Origin of the sequence: Archaeoglobus sp. (genome assembly GCF_017656475.1) — an archaeon.
In the GTDB taxonomy this organism is placed as follows: Archaea; Halobacteriota; Archaeoglobi; order Archaeoglobales; family Archaeoglobaceae; genus Archaeoglobus.
On sequence record NZ_JACDNT010000010.1, the window covers coordinates 43,462 to 59,459 of the forward strand.

A 15,998-nucleotide genomic window follows, 5' to 3' on the forward strand; every position below is an offset into this window, starting at 1 on the left:
TCTCTTTTTAAATTTGGAAATTTTTGGAATATCCAATGGATAACAAGGACAGCAAAATATTTATACTATCATGGTTTACAATTGATCATGGTGAATACATACAGGAGAGGTAGGATTTCAGAAAAGAAAGTCAAAAATAGGTTAGAACAGCTCGGATGGAAAAACCTCGTGAGGAGTAAAGGCAGTAGAGGTGCTTGGGATTTAAGGGGGCGAACTCCAAGAGGTACTAAAGCCTACATCCAAGTTAAAAGCTACTCTTCAAGAGCATCGAAGAAAGAGATAGAAAGGCTAAAGGAGTATGCAAGAAAGCACAAAGGATTGGCAGTTTTAGCGCATTACTACGGGAAGGGAAAGATAAAATTTAGGTTCCTGGGTAACTGGGGATTGAAAAGGTGAATCTATGGAAGCAATACTAAACCCAACAGAGGAAGTTGTACTCAACTTAATCAAAAATACCTGGGAAAAGAGGAGAAAGAAAATCAGTATCGCGGATTTGAGAGAACTCTTAGAAAGAAAAGGGATTAAATTGTCCCATGAGAAAGTTAGGCTGATTGTAGAATCTCTATGGAGAAAAGGCGAGATATTGATAGATGTTCATGGAAGGGAAAGAATCGTAAGGCCAAACCACGTGATCGTCAATTCAAAATCTAAACCACTTGATTTTAGAAATTTCACGATACTAGACAAAGATGGGAAACCAATCCAGAGAATATGGGTTTCTGTCTATAAGGACAAGAAGGGTCAAGTGTATTTTACGATTTCAGAATCCAAATGGAATGGTTCGTGGAAAACTACAAACAACATAATAATCCCGCCAGAAGCAAAAGAAGAGCTAAGGGAGGTTGTAAAATTCATCGAGAAATGGATAGAGTAAACAAGGTAGGATGTTAGGCGATTTATTGAAGTTTTATGTTCTTGAGAGGACAGACAAACAATTGCTTCAAAAAATTCCATATAGCCTTTTTGGTTTCTTAATTTTATACTGGTTTGGGATTAGCATTTCTATTCCGGTGATTATTTCTTTAATCGTATTGTTTCTTTCACTATTTGTGCTCTTCACATACCTTTTTAATTCAATGATTTCTTCCGCTCTCGAAAATGCTTTTCTTGATATTAACCTGACTGAACTCAGAGATAAAATAATTGCAATCTTTGAGCGCAGATTATCGTTTCTCGATGATAGGAAAGACATAGAACGGAAACTTGTTGCCTTCTATGCTATTGGTGGTCTTTCACTAACCGCATTGATGGTCTTGATGGTTTATATGTTTTCCAAAAATTATAAATTTAATGGAAATTTAACTTTACTACTGGCAGTTTCTGTTGTTCTATATATCTTTTACGATGTGGTGAAATACAACCTCTCTTATGAATACACTGGAAAAGATAGCAAGTCCCCATTTTTAGAAGATATTGCCGAGAAATATTTCATAGAAAATTCTTTACGCAAACTACCTGGCAGTAAGTCCTTTTATTCAATCTTTATGACTTTTCTGGCAAGAGTTCTCGGCACTATTACGTTTTTCGAAATACCACCAATTAAGTTTGATGTTCTGTTGGTTTATGCGAATGAGAACATTAGAAAATTTATCAAAGAATTAACTGTCGATGAGAATACGCAAACTTATGGCAAAAATAATAAAAGAGAAATAGTCCTCAAGTACGCAAATGGTCTTAAACCAAGCGAGTTCTTCGAAGATAAACTTTTCAAACCACCCAGGATAACAGTGCTAAGTGAAAAATCCCCTATTGAAAATTTTCCTTACCTATTTGATTCTGAATACAATCTAGGAGATAAGAACAAGAATTGCGGCAAGTGGATCATGTATACTCTTAAAGAGGGGATAAATGGTAGAGTTGTGGGTTACGTAATCATCCAGGCTTTCAAGGGGCTAAAAATAAAAAGGAAATTTAGGAACATTAACAGGCATCCAATTAAGTTTGAGGGAAAAGCAGAGACCGTATATATGTTCATTTTCATTGGACGGAGAGGTGAAATAGAATATTTCAAAAATGAGGTTGCCCTTAGAACCGCAAAATTTGATCCTTCACTGATAGATGTCGAGCCTGACAGTACAAGATATTTTACAACTCACCTCTAAACGCCTTACTCAATATTGCCTGCTTCACCAATTCCAGCTCTTTTTCTGTTTGCTCGTACAATTCTAAAAGTTTTCTCTGCTTCTCTGCGATTTTGTCGAGGTAAGCTGCTATGCGTTTTTGTTCTTCGAGGTCTGGTTTAGGGACGGGAATTCTTAACATCGGTTTTTGTGATAATTTAGGTCTCGTTGCACCGGTTAAGTATGGTGTAAGATCTGCTAAATTTAAATAATACATTAGAAATCTAATATTCATTCCGTTGGTGACCTTTAAAACATGTACGTGATTATTTGCCCAAAATTTTCCATTCATAATGTAAGCAGTCGACTCACCAGGTCCAAAAAATCCCCCATCCTCAGCAACCAATAGAAATTCACCCTCGTGGGTATACCCATTTACATGGTCAATGATACCATTAGCTCCACAATAAGGATACGGTCCTTTTTTACGATCCTCTTTTTTTACAGGTATTCTGTAATTGTCCCATACCTCTACTACATCTCTCAACCTAACCCATTTCCAGCCTCTCTCATCCGCCCTCGAAAACACATGATGCAAAGCTGCTTTAAGCAAGTTCTCCGCTTCCTCTCTTGCCTGCCTTCTCAATTCTTTTATCCTGTCAATTTTGCTGAAAAGCTCCTGGATTTTTGCGACGATGCGTTTTTGTTCTTCGAGGTCTGGTTTGTTGTTTTTGAAAGGAATAGGGACAGGCAATTTAAAGAACGCATTTAAATCAACTCTCGGTTGCCTCGCACCAGTTAAATTCTTCATTGCGTAATTAACCACATATTGCGTTCTTAAATAGATAGCAAGAAAGTCTCTATAAATCCCATGATCGGGCAATAGCGGTATAAATTCTGTTGTACAAATACCTTCTCCGTCTGGAGCGTACACTTTGTTTAGGTAAGGTCTAAGTTTTCCATATAGGATATGTTTTGAATTAAATCTAAATTTTACACTCTTAATTTCTTTTCCTCGAACAACAACTCTCTGAAGAAGCTTACCAGTGTTTGGCTCCACACAATCCATTGTAACTAACCAAAATTCTTGGTCAGGAAAGTCTTGAGGGCTAATCTGGTCCCGGTCTTCGGTGACTATATCTTTTAACTTAGTCCATTTCCAACCTTCTGGCAACTCATAAGGTCCTTTAACTCTCTTTACTATTGCTTTATCCATTTTCTCATTTATTTCCATTCTTTCAAGCTCGTCAAAAGTTAATTGCTTCGCTCCGCCCATCCTATCACAACCCGAGATGACCTTGACCTTTAACACTCCTCAGAGCTCTAAGGAGAGTCGCTTTCTCCCTAATGTAGTCTTCTGTCTCACTATGTAAGATAAACTCTCTCGAAGCTTCAAATTCCCTTTCACTGGCTAAAAACTCGTGGACTCGTGAGATTGCATTCAAAACTTTAATTTTTTCCTTATCACCTTGTGCTTCCCTGTAGTTTTCAAGAATTTCTCTGATTTCTTTACTTCTGTCGAAATATCTTGATATTTCGTCTATCCAATTGCTTGAACGCATGAATTCACGAAGAGTGGGTACTCTTAACTCTTCTTGATCAAAAATTCTCAGCTTTTCTTCTATCGGTTTTTTACGCTTCGTGGTCTTTTTTGTGGATGTTTCTGAATCTTTTTTCTTTTTCCTCCCAAAAATCCTAATAGTCTCTAAAGAGGTTACATCCCCCAATACAAATTCGTTGAGATGGATATTTGAGACGTCGTTAAGATCTTCTTCATATCTCTTTACATCCAGCATAATAATACACAAATCTGCCTCCTTTAGAATCTCCCAAGCTAAATCGTAGCTCGCCAGAGCTTCTCTAACAGGTCGATGAATGATTCCAAAGAAGTTTAATTCGCCAGTCGTGCTAACTTCTTTCACGTATCTAAAGATGGGTTCAAGTTCCTTAGGTTCCTCCTTAATGTCTATAACAGGAATGATTTCGTAACCCTCACCCAAATCGTTTTTGTGTTTCTCGATTATAGTCAGAAATTCTCGTGCTGGCAACTTTAACCATGGGATAGATACGTGTCTAAACCCTGCCTCAATTTGTGCCCGTACGATTAATCTGATGTATTTCTCTTTATTAAAATCTGCAATTAATGCAGACTCATAAGGCTGAAGGAATGGCAAGACGAATTCAGAATGTTGCATCCTGATCCTATATTCTTCAAGAAACTTAATTAAACTTGAAAGATATTTATTACTTCCCAAAACCTTCTCCCTGATTTCTTTAAGCGTAAACTTCCTGTGGATGACAGAAAAATCTGAATGTAACAAGACATCTTCAGGAATGTTGTTTTTAGCGTTTAGTTCTTGGTGGGTTATAGCTCTGTATGGCGTTTTAATGGTCTTACCTTTCACTTTAATCCTTAACGTTCTGGTTGAGTAAAGGCCAGCTTTTTCGTCTACGTTCTCAACTGATACTTTCATCCTTTACCCCTTCCCCACTTTATATCCTTATATTTGTCTTTTATCTTTGATTTTTCTTTAAATTCAGGATAATAAGTATACACGTATTTCAAAATGCCATCTGTTCCCATCTGATCCCAAGCAATTCTATGGTTCTCTATCTCCTTCTTTAAGTTCTCATTAAGTTTTTTCCATTTCTCTTCAATTTCACGGATTCCTTGCTCTGTTATTATGAATCTCTCTTTCCTTGTGTTTTTCTTTCCTTCAATCTTTATATAGCCTGCAAATGCGAGGTCCTCTGCTACTTTAGCCACAGTAAAGCTATAAGGTCCGTAATGGTAAGGCACAAACTTTGGATTCTGAATTTTTAGGTTGTATTTCTTCAAAATTTCTTCAAACAGTAAAAACACTTGTTTCATAAGCATAGTTCTGCCGTATATCGGTTTAGTCTTCCTTGCATAAAGTAATAGTAGTATCAAATCTCTCACAAGCAAATCAGGACTTTCTCTTTTTTCGGCTATGGCAATTGCCTCTTTGTATGGTAGTATTTCCGTTCCGTCGCTTAATTTCAAAACTTTTTGCTTCTCGATCATTCTATCACCACTTTATCAGCATTCAAAGCTAAATATTTTCCTCTATAATCTGGATCTGAACCGGTATATTTTTCACACGAAATGAAATATCTCTTATTTGAATATAAAATAACAATATATATTAAATTTCTGGAATTTTCCGGCTGAGCAATCCCTATAACATAGTCAGTCAACTCATTTGGAGGTAAGCCAAATGCTACAATAGAATCTATGACGTCAGTAGTTAAAAGAACGTGATTATTGAGAAAATAATCAACAAACGCCTTATCTGTCTCCATTGCAAATAAGTAATACCTTCGATTACAAAGTAAACAATTAACCAAGGGTGTAGGACTGACTACCTGGAATCTTTGTCGGTTTCGAGAGATTAATCCTCTCAATGAAAATCCGGTTTGGGCACTTTCTTGCAATTCTCTCAAAATGCTTGGTCTAGGATTTCCACAGAATATGCAGCTTATATTCTGTTCATTCAAGGTTTGCCACCACCGAGAGCGTGTTTTAATTCCTCAAGCAAAACATTAATCTCCTTCTCTTTCTCCGCTATACTCTCCACAATCTCAATCGGTTCTGGGTAACTTATCTCCTCCTTTCTATTTGGATTCCTCGCCGTCATGTCGTAGTCATTTTCAATTATCTCTTCAACTGGTACAACCCAAGACCATTCACCGATCTCCCTCTTCTTCCAAGCTTCGTAAACAACAGCCAAATCTTCGTCCGTTACGGGATTAGCTTTGGTGTACTTCTTTTTCAAAACAACTTCAGAGTAACCGGCAAAATCGAAGTACCAGATTTCCTTTGTTGGTCCATCTCTTGTGAAAAAGACGAGATTCGTTTTGGGTCCTTGACCTGAAGCTGTAACATTTGCAAAAACTCCTGAAGGGAGACTTATTATTGTGTGAACGTTGTAATTTTCAAGAAGATCTCTTTTGGTGTTAACGAAAGCTTTCTCGCTTGTGTTAAACAGAATACCTTCCGGAACAACTATTCCGCATCTACCACCTTTCTTAAGCTTCCTCATCACGTACTGCAAAGCCAAAATTTCTGTTTTGCTCGAAGGGTAGGGAAAGTTTTGCCTTATATGCTTCCCCTCCTTCCCTCCAAATGGAGGATTCGTCAAGATCACTTCAAATCTCTCAGCTTCGGGAACGCTTCTTATGTTCTCCTCAAGCGTATTCTTCCTTACAATGTTCGGATGGAGCAATCCATGGACAATACAGTTCATTACCCCGAAAAGATACGGCAAAGGTTTCTTTTCCTGTCCGTAGAATGTCTTGTACTGCAAAAGCTCGTAATCTTCTATGGTCAGCTCTTTTGATTCTAACATACGCTTGTACGATTCAACTAAGAACCCGCCAGAACCGCAGAAGGGATCGAAAACTCTCTCACCAATAGCAGGATCTACAATTTTAACCATAAGTCTTACAACTGGACGAGGAGTGTAGAACTCTCCAGCAACTCCGCCTTCTTTTCCAAGCCTCAAAAGTAGTTCCTCGTAAACCTGAGACAAGACATGAGAGTCTTCAGCTTTGTTGAAATCAATCTCATCGAGAATAGATATAACATCTCTCAAGTTGTAAGGTGATTTCATTCTATTTCCAGTTATTTCCTGAAATATCGATGCTATTCTTTCTTTTTCTGGTGTGCCTTTTAAAGATCTCAGATAGGGAAAGAGTTTTCTGTTAATAAAAGCTATAAGAATGTGCTCGTTACTCGCTCTCAACTCATTAAGCTCCTCTTCGGAAAAATATTCTTCAAGCTCTTTGTCTGACTTATTAGCCCATGCCGACCATCTAAACTTTGGATCTATTATCGGCTCGTAATCCCTTCCTTCGAATTTAGCTTCGTCCTCAAACCTCTTCTCAAGATCCTCGAAAACTTTCAGGAAAATCATCCATGAGAGTTGCTCCATGTATTCAAGAACGCCCGTTGTGCCATCATCTCTCCTCATAATATCGCATGCATGCCAGATTTTGTTTGCCAGATCCCTTCTATTCATGGGTTCACCTCTGTACTTTCATACAAACCATGCTCAAGGAGGCTTATAGCTTCTTTTAATTTACCAATTCCGCCAAATATCTCGGCAACGCCTCTCAAATAACCCATCTTGTCGAAAGGTGGTAATCTAAATACTTCAGCTCTGCTTATCTGATCAACTCCGCCCACTCTGTATTTGTCAAGCAAAGCAAGTATAACCTCTCTCGCTTTATCTCCCAAAGCATCAAGCAACTGCCTTTTCTTATTAAGGAAAGCTCTTGCTCTCTCATCTCTCGTTAGAAGGGGTGCACCGAAGGCTACATGTGCCAAAACGTCAAAAGTGTCTGCATCAGGAGTTTTTAGTATTCCCGCAAGGAGTTCGGGTATTATAGATTCCTTTCTTAGCTCCTCCAAAAACTTCTCTCTCCTTTCCCTGTCCATCCATACCTTGTATAAATCTCCGAGAGTAGCTACTCTTTTTGTAACTCCTTCTCTGCTGTATTCTATGTATTCTGCATCTGTTAACGTTTTTCCGGTTGCAGAAATGAAAATACTCGTTTCTTCAGCTATGTAAACTTCAACACCCTCAACTACTATTTTTTCCCTTTTTGGTCTTTCAGGTTTCAGCTCTATTATAATCGGTTCCATCTCCTCGGACGGTGTGATGGTCATTTGCCTCGATCTAAACTTTCCTTTTGAAATGTAAATTGTTATAGGAGAATGGGGGAGTTTTTCGAGAATGAAATATCCCCTTTCATCAGTTCTGGTAATTCTTTGCATATTTACTCCGATTTGAGCAACTATTCTTGCTCCACCTATCGGCTCATTCGTTTCAGCATGGACAACATATCCCGAAAGTTTCAGGTCGTACGGTCCCTCTGGAATTACTGGCCCCGTACCAGAAGGATAATCCCACTCATCAAGCAATCTCGTGGCGTTAACGTAGTCAATTATCCTGAAAAAGTACTTTCCAGTCGTTTCATCGATTCTACACCCTCTACCAATATGCTGTTTGAAATAAACCTTTGAGCTAATGGGCTTAAGAAACACAAGGTTTCTTACGGATGGAATGTCAACACCTGTGGTAAGCAAATCTACTGTCGTTGCAATCACTGGAGTTTTACTTTCAGAATCTCTAAATTTCTCATACAACGCTTGAGCTTCGTATTCTTCAGCAACAATCCTGATAGCATAGTCATCGTAGCCCAAATGAGAAAAGAGATTTTGCAGTTCCTTGGCCACCTGCGCAGCATGCTCCATATTCACGCAAAAAACTATGGTTTTCTGCATGGGACCAAATCTCTCCAGTAACGATGCTAAATGCTCGCATATTTTCCTCGTTCTGTCCGGAATTACAACCTCCCTTTCAAAATCTTCGAGAGTATAAATGTCCTTCAGATCTGACTCCTCAGGGATATAAACCTGCGCCCCCTGGTGAATTGCTTCTTCCAAATGCAGACCTTCTCTATCGATGTTTGTGAATATCCTGTAAATCTGGAAAGGGGCAAGAAAGCCATCTTCAATTCCCTGCCCCATGCTGTAAGCATATACTGGGTCGCCGAAGTAAGCGTAAGTATCTATGTTATCGCTTCTTTTTGGTGTTGCAGTCATACCTAAATGTACGGCAGAACCGAAGTAATCCAGAATCTCTTTCCAAGTTCCGTAACCTGAACGGTGGCACTCATCTATTATAATTAAATCAAAAAAGTCAGGTGGATATTGTCTGTAAACTTTATTTTCATCTTCGCCACTATAAAGGGATTGGTATATGCTGAAATAGATTTGCCTGTTTCTCAGTGTGTTACCACTTTCAATAATTGCCCTTGCATCTTCAAATGGCGCAAATTCATTGTAAGCTTGGTCCCTCAAGAATATCCTATCTGCTACGTACAGAACTCGCTGGAAATAGCCTGACTTTATCAGCTTCCATACTATTTGGAACGCTACAAACGTTTTGCCTGTTCCAGTAGCCATTGTTAAAAGTATTCTCTTTTTACCATTGAGTATTGCTTCGATTACACTTTTTATTGCGGCCTCTTGGTAGTATCTTGGCCTTTTTCCTCCAGGTGTTGTGAAATACGGATAATTCAGTGGATCAGGTTTAATTGTCTTGTCTTTAAAAATATAGCGCGTATATCGCTCATAAAGCTCATCAGGAGTGGGAAATTCTTTCAATGTCCTTTGCTGGTTTGTTGTGAAATCAAATTCTTCTATTTCATGCCCATTAGTAGAAAAAGCAAAAAACACACCAAGCATTTTGGCATAAGCTTTTGCCTGCCCCAACCCATCCAGAGCTGATTTTGCCTCTTCTTTAGCTTCAACGACAGCAATTGGAAAACCGGGAGAATAGTACAAAACATAATCTGCAAACTTTCCTCGTTCTCTCTTTCCCTCCTCAGTAAGAAGTTTACCAGGTGTTAAGTGAACCTCTCTTCTTATTCTATCTTCAGTCCACCCACTTTTTCTTAGTTTTGGATCAATCAATTTTGCTTTCGTATCACTCTCAGATAAGGTGGCTTTCATATTGCAGTTGATTTTATTTTGAAAAAACATAAGAAGTTTTCTTTTCAACTTAGAATCTACAATTTGCTTGTGCGCTACTTAGGGTTACTAACTAATCCTCTAAGAGATCGACATCTGATTTACAGTTGAGTTAATCTGATTTTGTGTTGATTTTTGAGTTAATTCCATGCTGATCCACTCAGCTAACTGTTGATCAAACTGATCAACATGTTGAGTCGGCAAAAATCAACGTTGGTCTGACTCTGATTCAATGTTGATTTCCTGTTGATGTTGATCAATTCAACGTTGATTCCGATCAACATTGAGTTGGTTCTAATCAACAATTTGGTTGATTGCTTAGACCTGCATGCTGATTTTAGGGTTGAATCAAACCCACGTTTATATTGATCAACTTGACCAGAACGAGAGTTGAAATTGAAACTGAGGACTTCTCCAAGGTGATTGAGTTGCCTGCAGCGTTGTTAAAGCTTGTAAGATCGATGCCTGGTAATGATAAAGTGCAGGTTCTTCAGACTGTGAAGAACGGGATGTGAAGTCGATTTCCAGAGCTGTTGGAAGAGATGAAAGTACTGTCAGAAAGCATCTTTTCAGCTTTAGAGGAGATGGGGCTTGTAAAGGCGAGAAGAGAAAACCCCTCATTGTTAGAGCTACAAAGCTTGCGGATATTGCAACCGAAACACATAAACCTTAGAACCATAAAAATTCTTTATGACTAAAATGCAGGAGCTCATCAAAGCCTCCAGAAACATCCTGAGCAAGAGAAATGAAGTAATAGCAGCCTACCTTTATGGTTCTTTCCTGAAAAGCGATAGCTACAACGATATAGACATAGGGCTGCTCTTGGATGAGAATTTCAAACCTCCCGCTCTATACGAGGCACGGATTGCTGGAGAGTTCGAGAGGGAATTCAAACGCCAAAACTTCGACGTTCGTATCTTGAACGGAAGACCAGTAAGGTTCCTTTTCTCAATTCTCAGAAGTTCGAAGCTTATATACTACAGAGATGAGCGAAAGAGGATCGAATTCGAGAGCAGGGTTATGAGAGAGTATCTGGACATTAAACCCCACCATGAGCTGTATGAAAAGATGAGGAGAGTCAGATATGGTAGAAAATGAGATAATAGAGGGAAAAATTGACGTAATTCAGAGAAATCTGGAGTTTTTAGAAGAATATAAACATATTGACGAGGATACATTTTTGAATAGCTATAAGGATGTCCAAGCGGTCAAGTACTCTCTTCTCGAAATAATTGAGGCCTGCCTGGATATCGCTTCCCATATAATATCTGCAAGAGGGTTTGAGAGGGCTGAGAGTTATGCAGAGATGTTCGATATACTTGGAAGGAGGGGAATAATCAGTCAGGAGCTGGCTGAGAAATTGTCGGACATGGCAAGGTTTAGAAACCTACTCGTCCATGGATATGGGAAGGTGGATAATGCGAGAGTCCTTGAAATCGTGAAAACTGAGCTCAGCGATGTGGAAGAGTTCGTAAGGCAGATACTTCGTAAACTATGACCTTCTCCCTCAAACTAACCAAACTAAGGGCAAAACCTGACTTCTTATAGGTCATATTGATTTCTGTTGATGTTCAATCCACCTGTTGATCAACGTTTTATTTTTGTTGATCAAACTCTGATTCAATGTTGATTTCCTGTTGATGTTGATCAATTCAACGTTGATTCTGATCAACATTGAGTTGGTTCTAATCAACAATTGGTTGATTGCTTAGATCTGCATGCTGATTTTAGGTTGAATCAAACCCACGTTTATGTTGATCAACTTGAAGAAAATCAAATCCAATGATCTCTAACCAACTAAATCCAGATTGTTTGCACCTTCTCAAAACCTGATATTGTCCTGCTGAGCTTTTTCATCACGAAATGTTTAAGACCTTTCGCCGCTATTACGTTCATGCACGAACGTGTACGAACGTATAATGGATCAACATTTAGAGAAGAGCTTTCGCCCAAAAGAGCCAGAGAACTAAAAGATTTGCACATTACAATTTCTAAAGAGAACTATATATTTCTAAAAGAGAATTTTAGAGGGAGGATTTCAGAGACTATCGATAAACTTGTGGAGTTTTTGAGGGCTGGAGAACCAATAGAAATCCAGATTTTGAAAATAAATGGGCTCGGCCGGATTCGAACCGGCGATCTCCGCCTTGTAAGGGCGACGTCATAACCGCTAGACCACGAGCCCTTAAAACGCTTTAGAAGGGTGTGATTATTAAGCTTAACGCTATCTTTGTTTTTGGGGGGGAGAGGTATTTGATCAATCAGCTTTATTTATTTTCACAGAGTATGAACTCAGCGAGCAAATAATTCCTTGTAGCAGAAATTTTTATAAAGTTATATGGCAACCATGTGTATGCCAATTGACCCCGTTTATTACCAGCTTGCCGGGTATTTTGAAAGCCTGCCTAAGTTTGACCAGTTCACGTCACCTATCGAATATAGGGAGGCAATAAACCAAATTTATGCCGAGAGGAACAGGCAGGTAAGCCAGTTTGAAAAAGTTGAGAGAGTTGAAGACAGAGTGGTAAGGGGGAGAAACGGAGATATAAGGATCAGGATTTATCAGCAAAAGCCAGATTCTCCTGTTCTGGTTTACTATCACGGAGGTGGATTTGTAATTTGTAGCATTGAATCACATGACGCCCTTTGCAGGAGAATTGCAAGACTTTCAAACGCTACTGTTGTCTCTGTTGACTACAGGCTCGCACCGGAGCACAAGTTCCCGACTGCCGTTTACGATTGCTATGATGCAGCAAAATGGGTGGCTGAGAATGCAGATGAGCTTAAAATTGATCCTTCGAGGATATTAGTGGGTGGAGACAGTGCAGGAGGAAATCTTGCTGCATCGGTTTCCATAATGGCAAGGGACAACGGAGAGGATTTCATAAAGCATCAAATTCTGATCTACCCAGTTGTAAACTTTGTAACTCCTACTCCGTCGATTTTAGAGTATGGCGAGGGTTTGTGGATTCTCGATGAGAAAATAATGAGGTGGTTCTCGGAGCAGTACTTCTCAAAGAAAGAGGACATGTTCAACCCCCTCGCATCCGTAATTTTTGCCAACCTTGAATGTCTTCCACCAGCACTGATTATCACTGCCGAATACGACCCGCTGAGGGATGAGGCGGAGATTTTTGGGCACATGCTTAGAAAGGCTGGAGTTGAGACAGCTACTGTCAGGTACAAAGGAGTATTGCACGGATTCATCAATTATTACCCTGTGATTAAGGCTGCAAGGGATGCAATAAACCAGATTGCTGCTCTCCTAGCATTCGGCTAAATTCTCTTTCCAAAATTTTTTGCCAGCGTGAGGGCGAAGCCGATTGCCTTTTGCACGTCTGGGTCTCTCAAGGCCCTCATCGCCTCCATCATACTCATCTGCTCGTAAACCATGGATTCTTCAAAAGCATCGATTAACCTCTTAATAACCTTAAGGACTCTCTCGTCAACAGAAAGCAATATCTTTAACAGCAGCTCGAACCTTTCTGCAATCTCTCCAATCTCTTCGGGTGTGATAGGCACTTTAAACTCGGAAAGCTTCACTATTTCGTCAAAGACGCCTTTTCTTTCGAGAATTAGGAGCTTGTCAATAGCATCGAGAATTTCATCGTGATTTTCAACGACCTTCTCGAAAATCTCGTAAATCGCCTCAGCTGCCTTTGCAAATTTGTCTGGGAAAATCTCCGGCATCCCTACACCTAAAAAATAAAAGGAGGCTTACTTCTTTTTCTTCTTAATTACTTCCTCAAGTCTTTTTTCAAGCGGCTCTTCGTGAGTGTAAGGGCACATGAGATAATGCTCTACAGCCTTTGCTATGGCATCTTTCGTAGCATTCTCTCCTGTTTTCCTCTTAAGCTCCTCAAGTACGTTCTCTGGCAGTACCGTTTGAGCGTGAACGATTTTCACCATCACTACCACCTATCATTATAATGAACACTACCATATTTAAGTTTTTCTCATTATTACAATTTTGAAATTCATTTTTTGTTTCCCCTTACCATGGCAACTTTTCCGGTTCTTGCAAGCTCCTTGATGCCATACTGCTTCATCAAGTCGATGAACGCTGAAACTTTATCTTCATCACCGGTAACCTCGATAATAAAGCTATCCCTCGAAACGTCAACTATTCTCGCCCTGAAGATGTTTGTTAGCTCAACTATCTCTCCCCTCTTTTCAGGAGGTGCGTGAACCCTTATGAGGCAGAGCTCCCTCTCAACTGAACTCTCCGATAGCTCGCTGACTTTGATTGTCTCAATGAGCTTGTTAAGCTGCTTTATCACCTGCTCGACGACCTTGTCGTCTCCCTCTACAACAATCGTCATTCTTGACAGGTCTTCTTTCTCTGTGGTGCCGACCGTGAGGCTTTCTATGTTAAATCCTCTCCTCCTGAACAGACTCGCGACTCTTGCAAGGACACCGGGCTTGTTCTCAACCAGAACAGCTATCGTGTGCTTCATGATTACCACCTCACTCCTCATCGATAATCTCTTTAAGTGAAGCTCCTGGTGGGACCATCGGGAAGACATTTGCCTGATAGTCGACTCTGAAGTCTATGACCACTGGAGCATCAATTTCTTTTGCTTCCCTGAGGGCGTCATCAACTTCCGATGGCTTCTCGATGGTCATTCCTATTGCCCCAAATCCTCTCGCTATTGCCTCAAATCCCGTTTTCTCACATCCAATGCATGTTGCCGAGTACCTTTCCCTGTAGAATAGCTCCTGCCACTGCCTGACCATTCCAAGATATCCGTTGTTCAGAACCAGAACCTTCACCGGAATCTCGTAGTTGACGCATGTGGCCAGCTCCTGAATGTTCATGAAGAAGCTACCGTCTCCGGCAATGTCGATAACAGTTTTTTCGGGAAACGCAACCTGTGCACCCATCGCTGCAGGAAAGCCAAAGCCCATCGTCCCAAGGCCACCACTCGTTATGAACTGTCTCGGATACTTCACCTTAAAAAACTGGGCGGCCCACATCTGGTTTTGCCCAACCTCTGTTGTGACGATTGCATCAGGCATGATCTCGCAGGCTCGCTCAATCACATACTGCGGCTTGAAACCTTCTTTTTTGTATTTTAACGGATGCTTCATCTTCCAGTCGTTCACTTTGTCTTCCCACTCCCTTCTCTGCTTGTACTCAACTGCCTTCTTCAGCTTTGCAAGAACCTTTTTTGCATCTCCGACTATCGGCACATCAACATTGACATTTTTACCTATTTCTGCGGGATCAACGTCGATGTGGATTATTTTGGCGTTGGGGGCGAACATCGCGACGTTTCCCGTAGTTCTATCACTAAACCTGCAGCCGACCGCAATAATCAGGTCACTCTCACTGAGGGCGTAGTTGGCGTACTTGGTACCGTGCATCCCGGCAAATCCGAGTGACAGTGGATGAGTTTCAGGAATCGAGCCCTTCCCCATCAGTGTTGTAACAACAAAAGCAGGAATCGTTTCTGCAAGCTCGACGAGCTCTTTTGAGGCATTTGAAATAATAACACCACCACCGGCAAGTATAACCGGTCTTTCAGCTTTCATTATCAGCTCGGCCGCTCTTGCTATCTGCTTTGGATGTCCTTCAAGCTTAGGTTTGTATCCCGGAAGGTTAACTCTTTTGGGATAGTTGAAGTCTATGTCGGCGGTAGTGACATCCTTGGGCAGATCAACAAGAACGGGGCCGGGTCTGCCCGTTGAAGCAATGTAAAAAGCTTCCTTTATCGTGTGCAAGAGGTCTTTAGCATCCGTAACCAGATAGTTGTGCTTGGTCACGGGCATCGTAATTCCCGTTATGTCCGCCTCCTGGAAGGCGTCGTTTCCAATCATGCTCGTTGGAACCTGACCTGTGAACACAACCATTGGTGAGGAATCCATATAGGCTGTTGCTATTCCCGTGACGGTGTTGGTGGCTCCCGGCCCGGATGTGGCGAAGGCAACTCCAACTTTCCCGCTCGCTCTCGCATAGCCATCGGCAGCGTGCGTCGCACCCTGCTCGTGTCTCGTTGTGATATGCTGAATCCCGGAATCGTAGAGCGCATCGTAGACTTCAATTATCGCTCCTCCCGGTATTCCAAACACGACCTCTATTCCTTCCATCTCCAAAGCCTTGACAATGGCATCAGCAGCACGCATTTAAAACCACCTCAAACCACCTCTGATTACCTTTAGAAAAGAAGTACAATCTGTACTACAATGAGTTTCTTTCCGGAGGACTTTCTCATTGTCTCTCACAACAACATGCGTTTTAAAAAGTTTTGCTTCCATCTCTAAGCCATGTTCTCTCGAAGATTTGGGACATAAGCTTTTCACAAAAATTCTTTGAATATTCTTGGGTATGTCCACATTACCAAAACCTATAAATCTAAAACATAACACTAAAATAT

The 15,998-nt window shown here is 40.5% G+C and carries 19 protein-coding genes and 1 tRNA gene; 8 read left to right on the forward strand and 12 right to left on the reverse strand.

Translation table 11 applies throughout. From position 1 onward, the window contains the following. Positions 1-87 precede the first annotated feature (87 nt). The 3 genes from H0Z19_RS04565 to H0Z19_RS04575 are packed head-to-tail and all read left to right on the forward strand — an operon-like array spanning position 88 to position 2,102. The gene (locus H0Z19_RS04565) at positions 88-396 is read left to right on the forward strand and encodes a restriction endonuclease (RefSeq protein ID WP_290724278.1); all 309 of its coding nucleotides are present in this window, start codon (positions 88-90) and stop codon (positions 394-396) included. 4 nt (positions 397-400) lie between these two features. Continuing rightward, the gene (locus H0Z19_RS04570; RefSeq protein ID WP_290724280.1) at positions 401-874 is read left to right on the forward strand and encodes a hypothetical protein; all 474 of its coding nucleotides are present in this window, start codon (positions 401-403) and stop codon (positions 872-874) included. Between the two features lie 25 nt (positions 875-899). Next, the gene (locus tag H0Z19_RS04575) at positions 900-2,102 is read left to right on the forward strand and encodes a hypothetical protein (protein WP_290724282.1); all 1,203 of its coding nucleotides are present in this window, start codon (positions 900-902) and stop codon (positions 2,100-2,102) included. On the opposite strand, the gene H0Z19_RS04580 is transcribed toward H0Z19_RS04575, so the two are convergent. The 6 genes from H0Z19_RS04580 to hsdR form a co-directional block, all read right to left on the reverse strand. Next, positions 2,086-3,336 carry a restriction endonuclease subunit S gene (locus tag H0Z19_RS04580; RefSeq protein ID WP_290724284.1) on the reverse strand — a complete coding sequence of 417 codons (1,251 nt, stop codon included), beginning with the start codon at positions 3,334-3,336 and terminating at the stop codon, positions 2,086-2,088. The two genes, H0Z19_RS04575 and H0Z19_RS04580, sit on opposite strands and share 17 nt — an antisense overlap. A 4-nt stretch (positions 3,337-3,340) precedes the next feature. Then, complete coding sequence (locus H0Z19_RS04585; protein ID WP_290724286.1) at positions 3,341-4,534, reverse strand: hypothetical protein; 1,194 nt, start codon at positions 4,532-4,534, stop codon at positions 3,341-3,343. Further along, the gene (locus tag H0Z19_RS04590; RefSeq protein ID WP_290724287.1) at positions 4,531-5,106 is read right to left on the reverse strand and encodes a hypothetical protein; all 576 of its coding nucleotides are present in this window, start codon (positions 5,104-5,106) and stop codon (positions 4,531-4,533) included. The genes H0Z19_RS04585 and H0Z19_RS04590 overlap by 4 nt, the downstream gene beginning before the upstream one ends. Next, entirely contained in the window at positions 5,103-5,384 is a 282-nt protein-coding gene (locus tag H0Z19_RS04595) for a hypothetical protein (RefSeq protein ID WP_290724289.1), read from the reverse strand. Before H0Z19_RS04595 ends, H0Z19_RS04590 begins: the two co-directional genes overlap by 4 nt. A gap of 191 nt (positions 5,385-5,575) precedes the next feature. Then, positions 5,576-7,102 carry a class I SAM-dependent DNA methyltransferase gene (locus H0Z19_RS04600; RefSeq protein WP_290724291.1) on the reverse strand — a complete coding sequence of 509 codons (1,527 nt, stop codon included), beginning with the start codon at positions 7,100-7,102 and terminating at the stop codon, positions 5,576-5,578. Next, entirely contained in the window at positions 7,099-9,603 is a 2,505-nt protein-coding gene (gene hsdR / locus H0Z19_RS04605; RefSeq protein WP_290724292.1) for an EcoAI/FtnUII family type I restriction enzme subunit R, read from the reverse strand. The genes H0Z19_RS04600 and hsdR overlap by 4 nt, the downstream gene beginning before the upstream one ends. A 392-nt stretch (positions 9,604-9,995) precedes the next feature. Between hsdR and H0Z19_RS04610 the strand changes: the two genes are divergently transcribed. The 4 genes from H0Z19_RS04610 to H0Z19_RS04625 are packed head-to-tail and all read left to right on the forward strand — an operon-like array spanning position 9,996 to position 11,119. Further along, entirely contained in the window at positions 9,996-10,136 is a 141-nt protein-coding gene (locus tag H0Z19_RS04610) for a hypothetical protein (protein WP_290724294.1), read from the forward strand. Continuing rightward, positions 10,133-10,294, forward strand: coding sequence for a hypothetical protein (locus tag H0Z19_RS04615; RefSeq protein ID WP_290724295.1), 162 nt, complete (start codon positions 10,133-10,135; stop codon positions 10,292-10,294). Before H0Z19_RS04610 ends, H0Z19_RS04615 begins: the two co-directional genes overlap by 4 nt. Before the next feature lie 26 nt (positions 10,295-10,320). Further along, a complete protein-coding gene (locus H0Z19_RS04620) occupies positions 10,321-10,719 on the forward strand; it encodes a nucleotidyltransferase domain-containing protein (protein WP_290724296.1) in 399 nt (132 codons plus the stop codon). After that, positions 10,706-11,119, forward strand: coding sequence for a DUF86 domain-containing protein (locus tag H0Z19_RS04625; protein WP_290724297.1), 414 nt, complete (start codon positions 10,706-10,708; stop codon positions 11,117-11,119). Before H0Z19_RS04620 ends, H0Z19_RS04625 begins: the two co-directional genes overlap by 14 nt. A 614-nt stretch (positions 11,120-11,733) precedes the next feature. Here H0Z19_RS04625 and H0Z19_RS04630 read toward each other — a convergent pair. Further along, positions 11,734-11,806, reverse strand: a tRNA-Val gene (locus tag H0Z19_RS04630). Between the two features lie 168 nt (positions 11,807-11,974). On the opposite strand from H0Z19_RS04630, the gene H0Z19_RS04635 reads away from it, so the two are divergent. Beyond that, positions 11,975-12,901 (forward strand): alpha/beta hydrolase, encoded by a 927-nt coding sequence (locus H0Z19_RS04635; protein WP_290724299.1) that lies wholly within the window; start codon positions 11,975-11,977, stop codon positions 12,899-12,901. Here H0Z19_RS04635 and H0Z19_RS04640 read toward each other — a convergent pair. The 5 genes from H0Z19_RS04640 to H0Z19_RS04660 form a co-directional block, all read right to left on the reverse strand. Beyond that, positions 12,898-13,311, reverse strand: a complete 414-nt coding sequence (locus H0Z19_RS04640) for a DUF1641 domain-containing protein (RefSeq protein WP_290724301.1) — start codon at positions 13,309-13,311, stop codon at positions 12,898-12,900. The two genes, H0Z19_RS04635 and H0Z19_RS04640, sit on opposite strands and share 4 nt — an antisense overlap. A gap of 27 nt (positions 13,312-13,338) precedes the next feature. Beyond that, a complete protein-coding gene (locus H0Z19_RS04645; protein ID WP_048096660.1) occupies positions 13,339-13,530 on the reverse strand; it encodes a DUF5371 family protein in 192 nt (63 codons plus the stop codon). A 68-nt stretch (positions 13,531-13,598) separates the two neighbouring features. After that, the gene (gene ilvN, locus H0Z19_RS04650; RefSeq protein WP_290724303.1) at positions 13,599-14,078 is read right to left on the reverse strand and encodes an acetolactate synthase small subunit; all 480 of its coding nucleotides are present in this window, start codon (positions 14,076-14,078) and stop codon (positions 13,599-13,601) included. 10 nt (positions 14,079-14,088) lie between these two features. Further along, the gene (locus tag H0Z19_RS04655) at positions 14,089-15,747 is read right to left on the reverse strand and encodes an acetolactate synthase large subunit (protein WP_290724304.1); all 1,659 of its coding nucleotides are present in this window, start codon (positions 15,745-15,747) and stop codon (positions 14,089-14,091) included. After that, a partial coding sequence (locus H0Z19_RS04660; protein WP_290724306.1) for a hypothetical protein occupies positions 15,748-15,998 on the reverse strand: 251 nt, incomplete at its 5' end.

Coding starts and splice junctions, on each gene's coding strand:
- H0Z19_RS04645 (WP_048096660.1), bottom strand. CDS start 13,530: ATGGTGAAAATCGTTCACGCTCAAACGGTACTGCCAGAGAACGTACTT.
- H0Z19_RS04580 (WP_290724284.1), bottom strand. CDS start 3,336: ATGGGCGGAGCGAAGCAATTAACTTTTGACGAGCTTGAAAGAATGGAA.
- H0Z19_RS04565 (WP_290724278.1), top strand. CDS start 88: ATGGTGAATACATACAGGAGAGGTAGGATTTCAGAAAAGAAAGTCAAA.
- H0Z19_RS04585 (WP_290724286.1), bottom strand. CDS start 4,534: ATGAAAGTATCAGTTGAGAACGTAGACGAAAAAGCTGGCCTTTACTCA.
- H0Z19_RS04595 (WP_290724289.1), bottom strand. CDS start 5,384: ATGGAGACAGATAAGGCGTTTGTTGATTATTTTCTCAATAATCACGTT.
- H0Z19_RS04625 (WP_290724297.1), top strand. CDS start 10,706: ATGGTAGAAAATGAGATAATAGAGGGAAAAATTGACGTAATTCAGAGA.
- H0Z19_RS04570 (WP_290724280.1), top strand. CDS start 401: ATGGAAGCAATACTAAACCCAACAGAGGAAGTTGTACTCAACTTAATC.
- H0Z19_RS04655 (WP_290724304.1), bottom strand. CDS start 15,747: ATGCGTGCTGCTGATGCCATTGTCAAGGCTTTGGAGATGGAAGGAATA.
- hsdR (WP_290724292.1), bottom strand. CDS start 9,603: ATGAAAGCCACCTTATCTGAGAGTGATACGAAAGCAAAATTGATTGAT.
- H0Z19_RS04600 (WP_290724291.1), bottom strand. CDS start 7,102: ATGAATAGAAGGGATCTGGCAAACAAAATCTGGCATGCATGCGATATT.
- H0Z19_RS04620 (WP_290724296.1), top strand. CDS start 10,321: ATGCAGGAGCTCATCAAAGCCTCCAGAAACATCCTGAGCAAGAGAAAT.
- H0Z19_RS04590 (WP_290724287.1), bottom strand. CDS start 5,106: ATGATCGAGAAGCAAAAAGTTTTGAAATTAAGCGACGGAACGGAAATA.
- ilvN (WP_290724303.1), bottom strand. CDS start 14,078: ATGAAGCACACGATAGCTGTTCTGGTTGAGAACAAGCCCGGTGTCCTT.
- H0Z19_RS04640 (WP_290724301.1), bottom strand. CDS start 13,311: ATGCCGGAGATTTTCCCAGACAAATTTGCAAAGGCAGCTGAGGCGATT.
- H0Z19_RS04635 (WP_290724299.1), top strand. CDS start 11,975: ATGCCAATTGACCCCGTTTATTACCAGCTTGCCGGGTATTTTGAAAGC.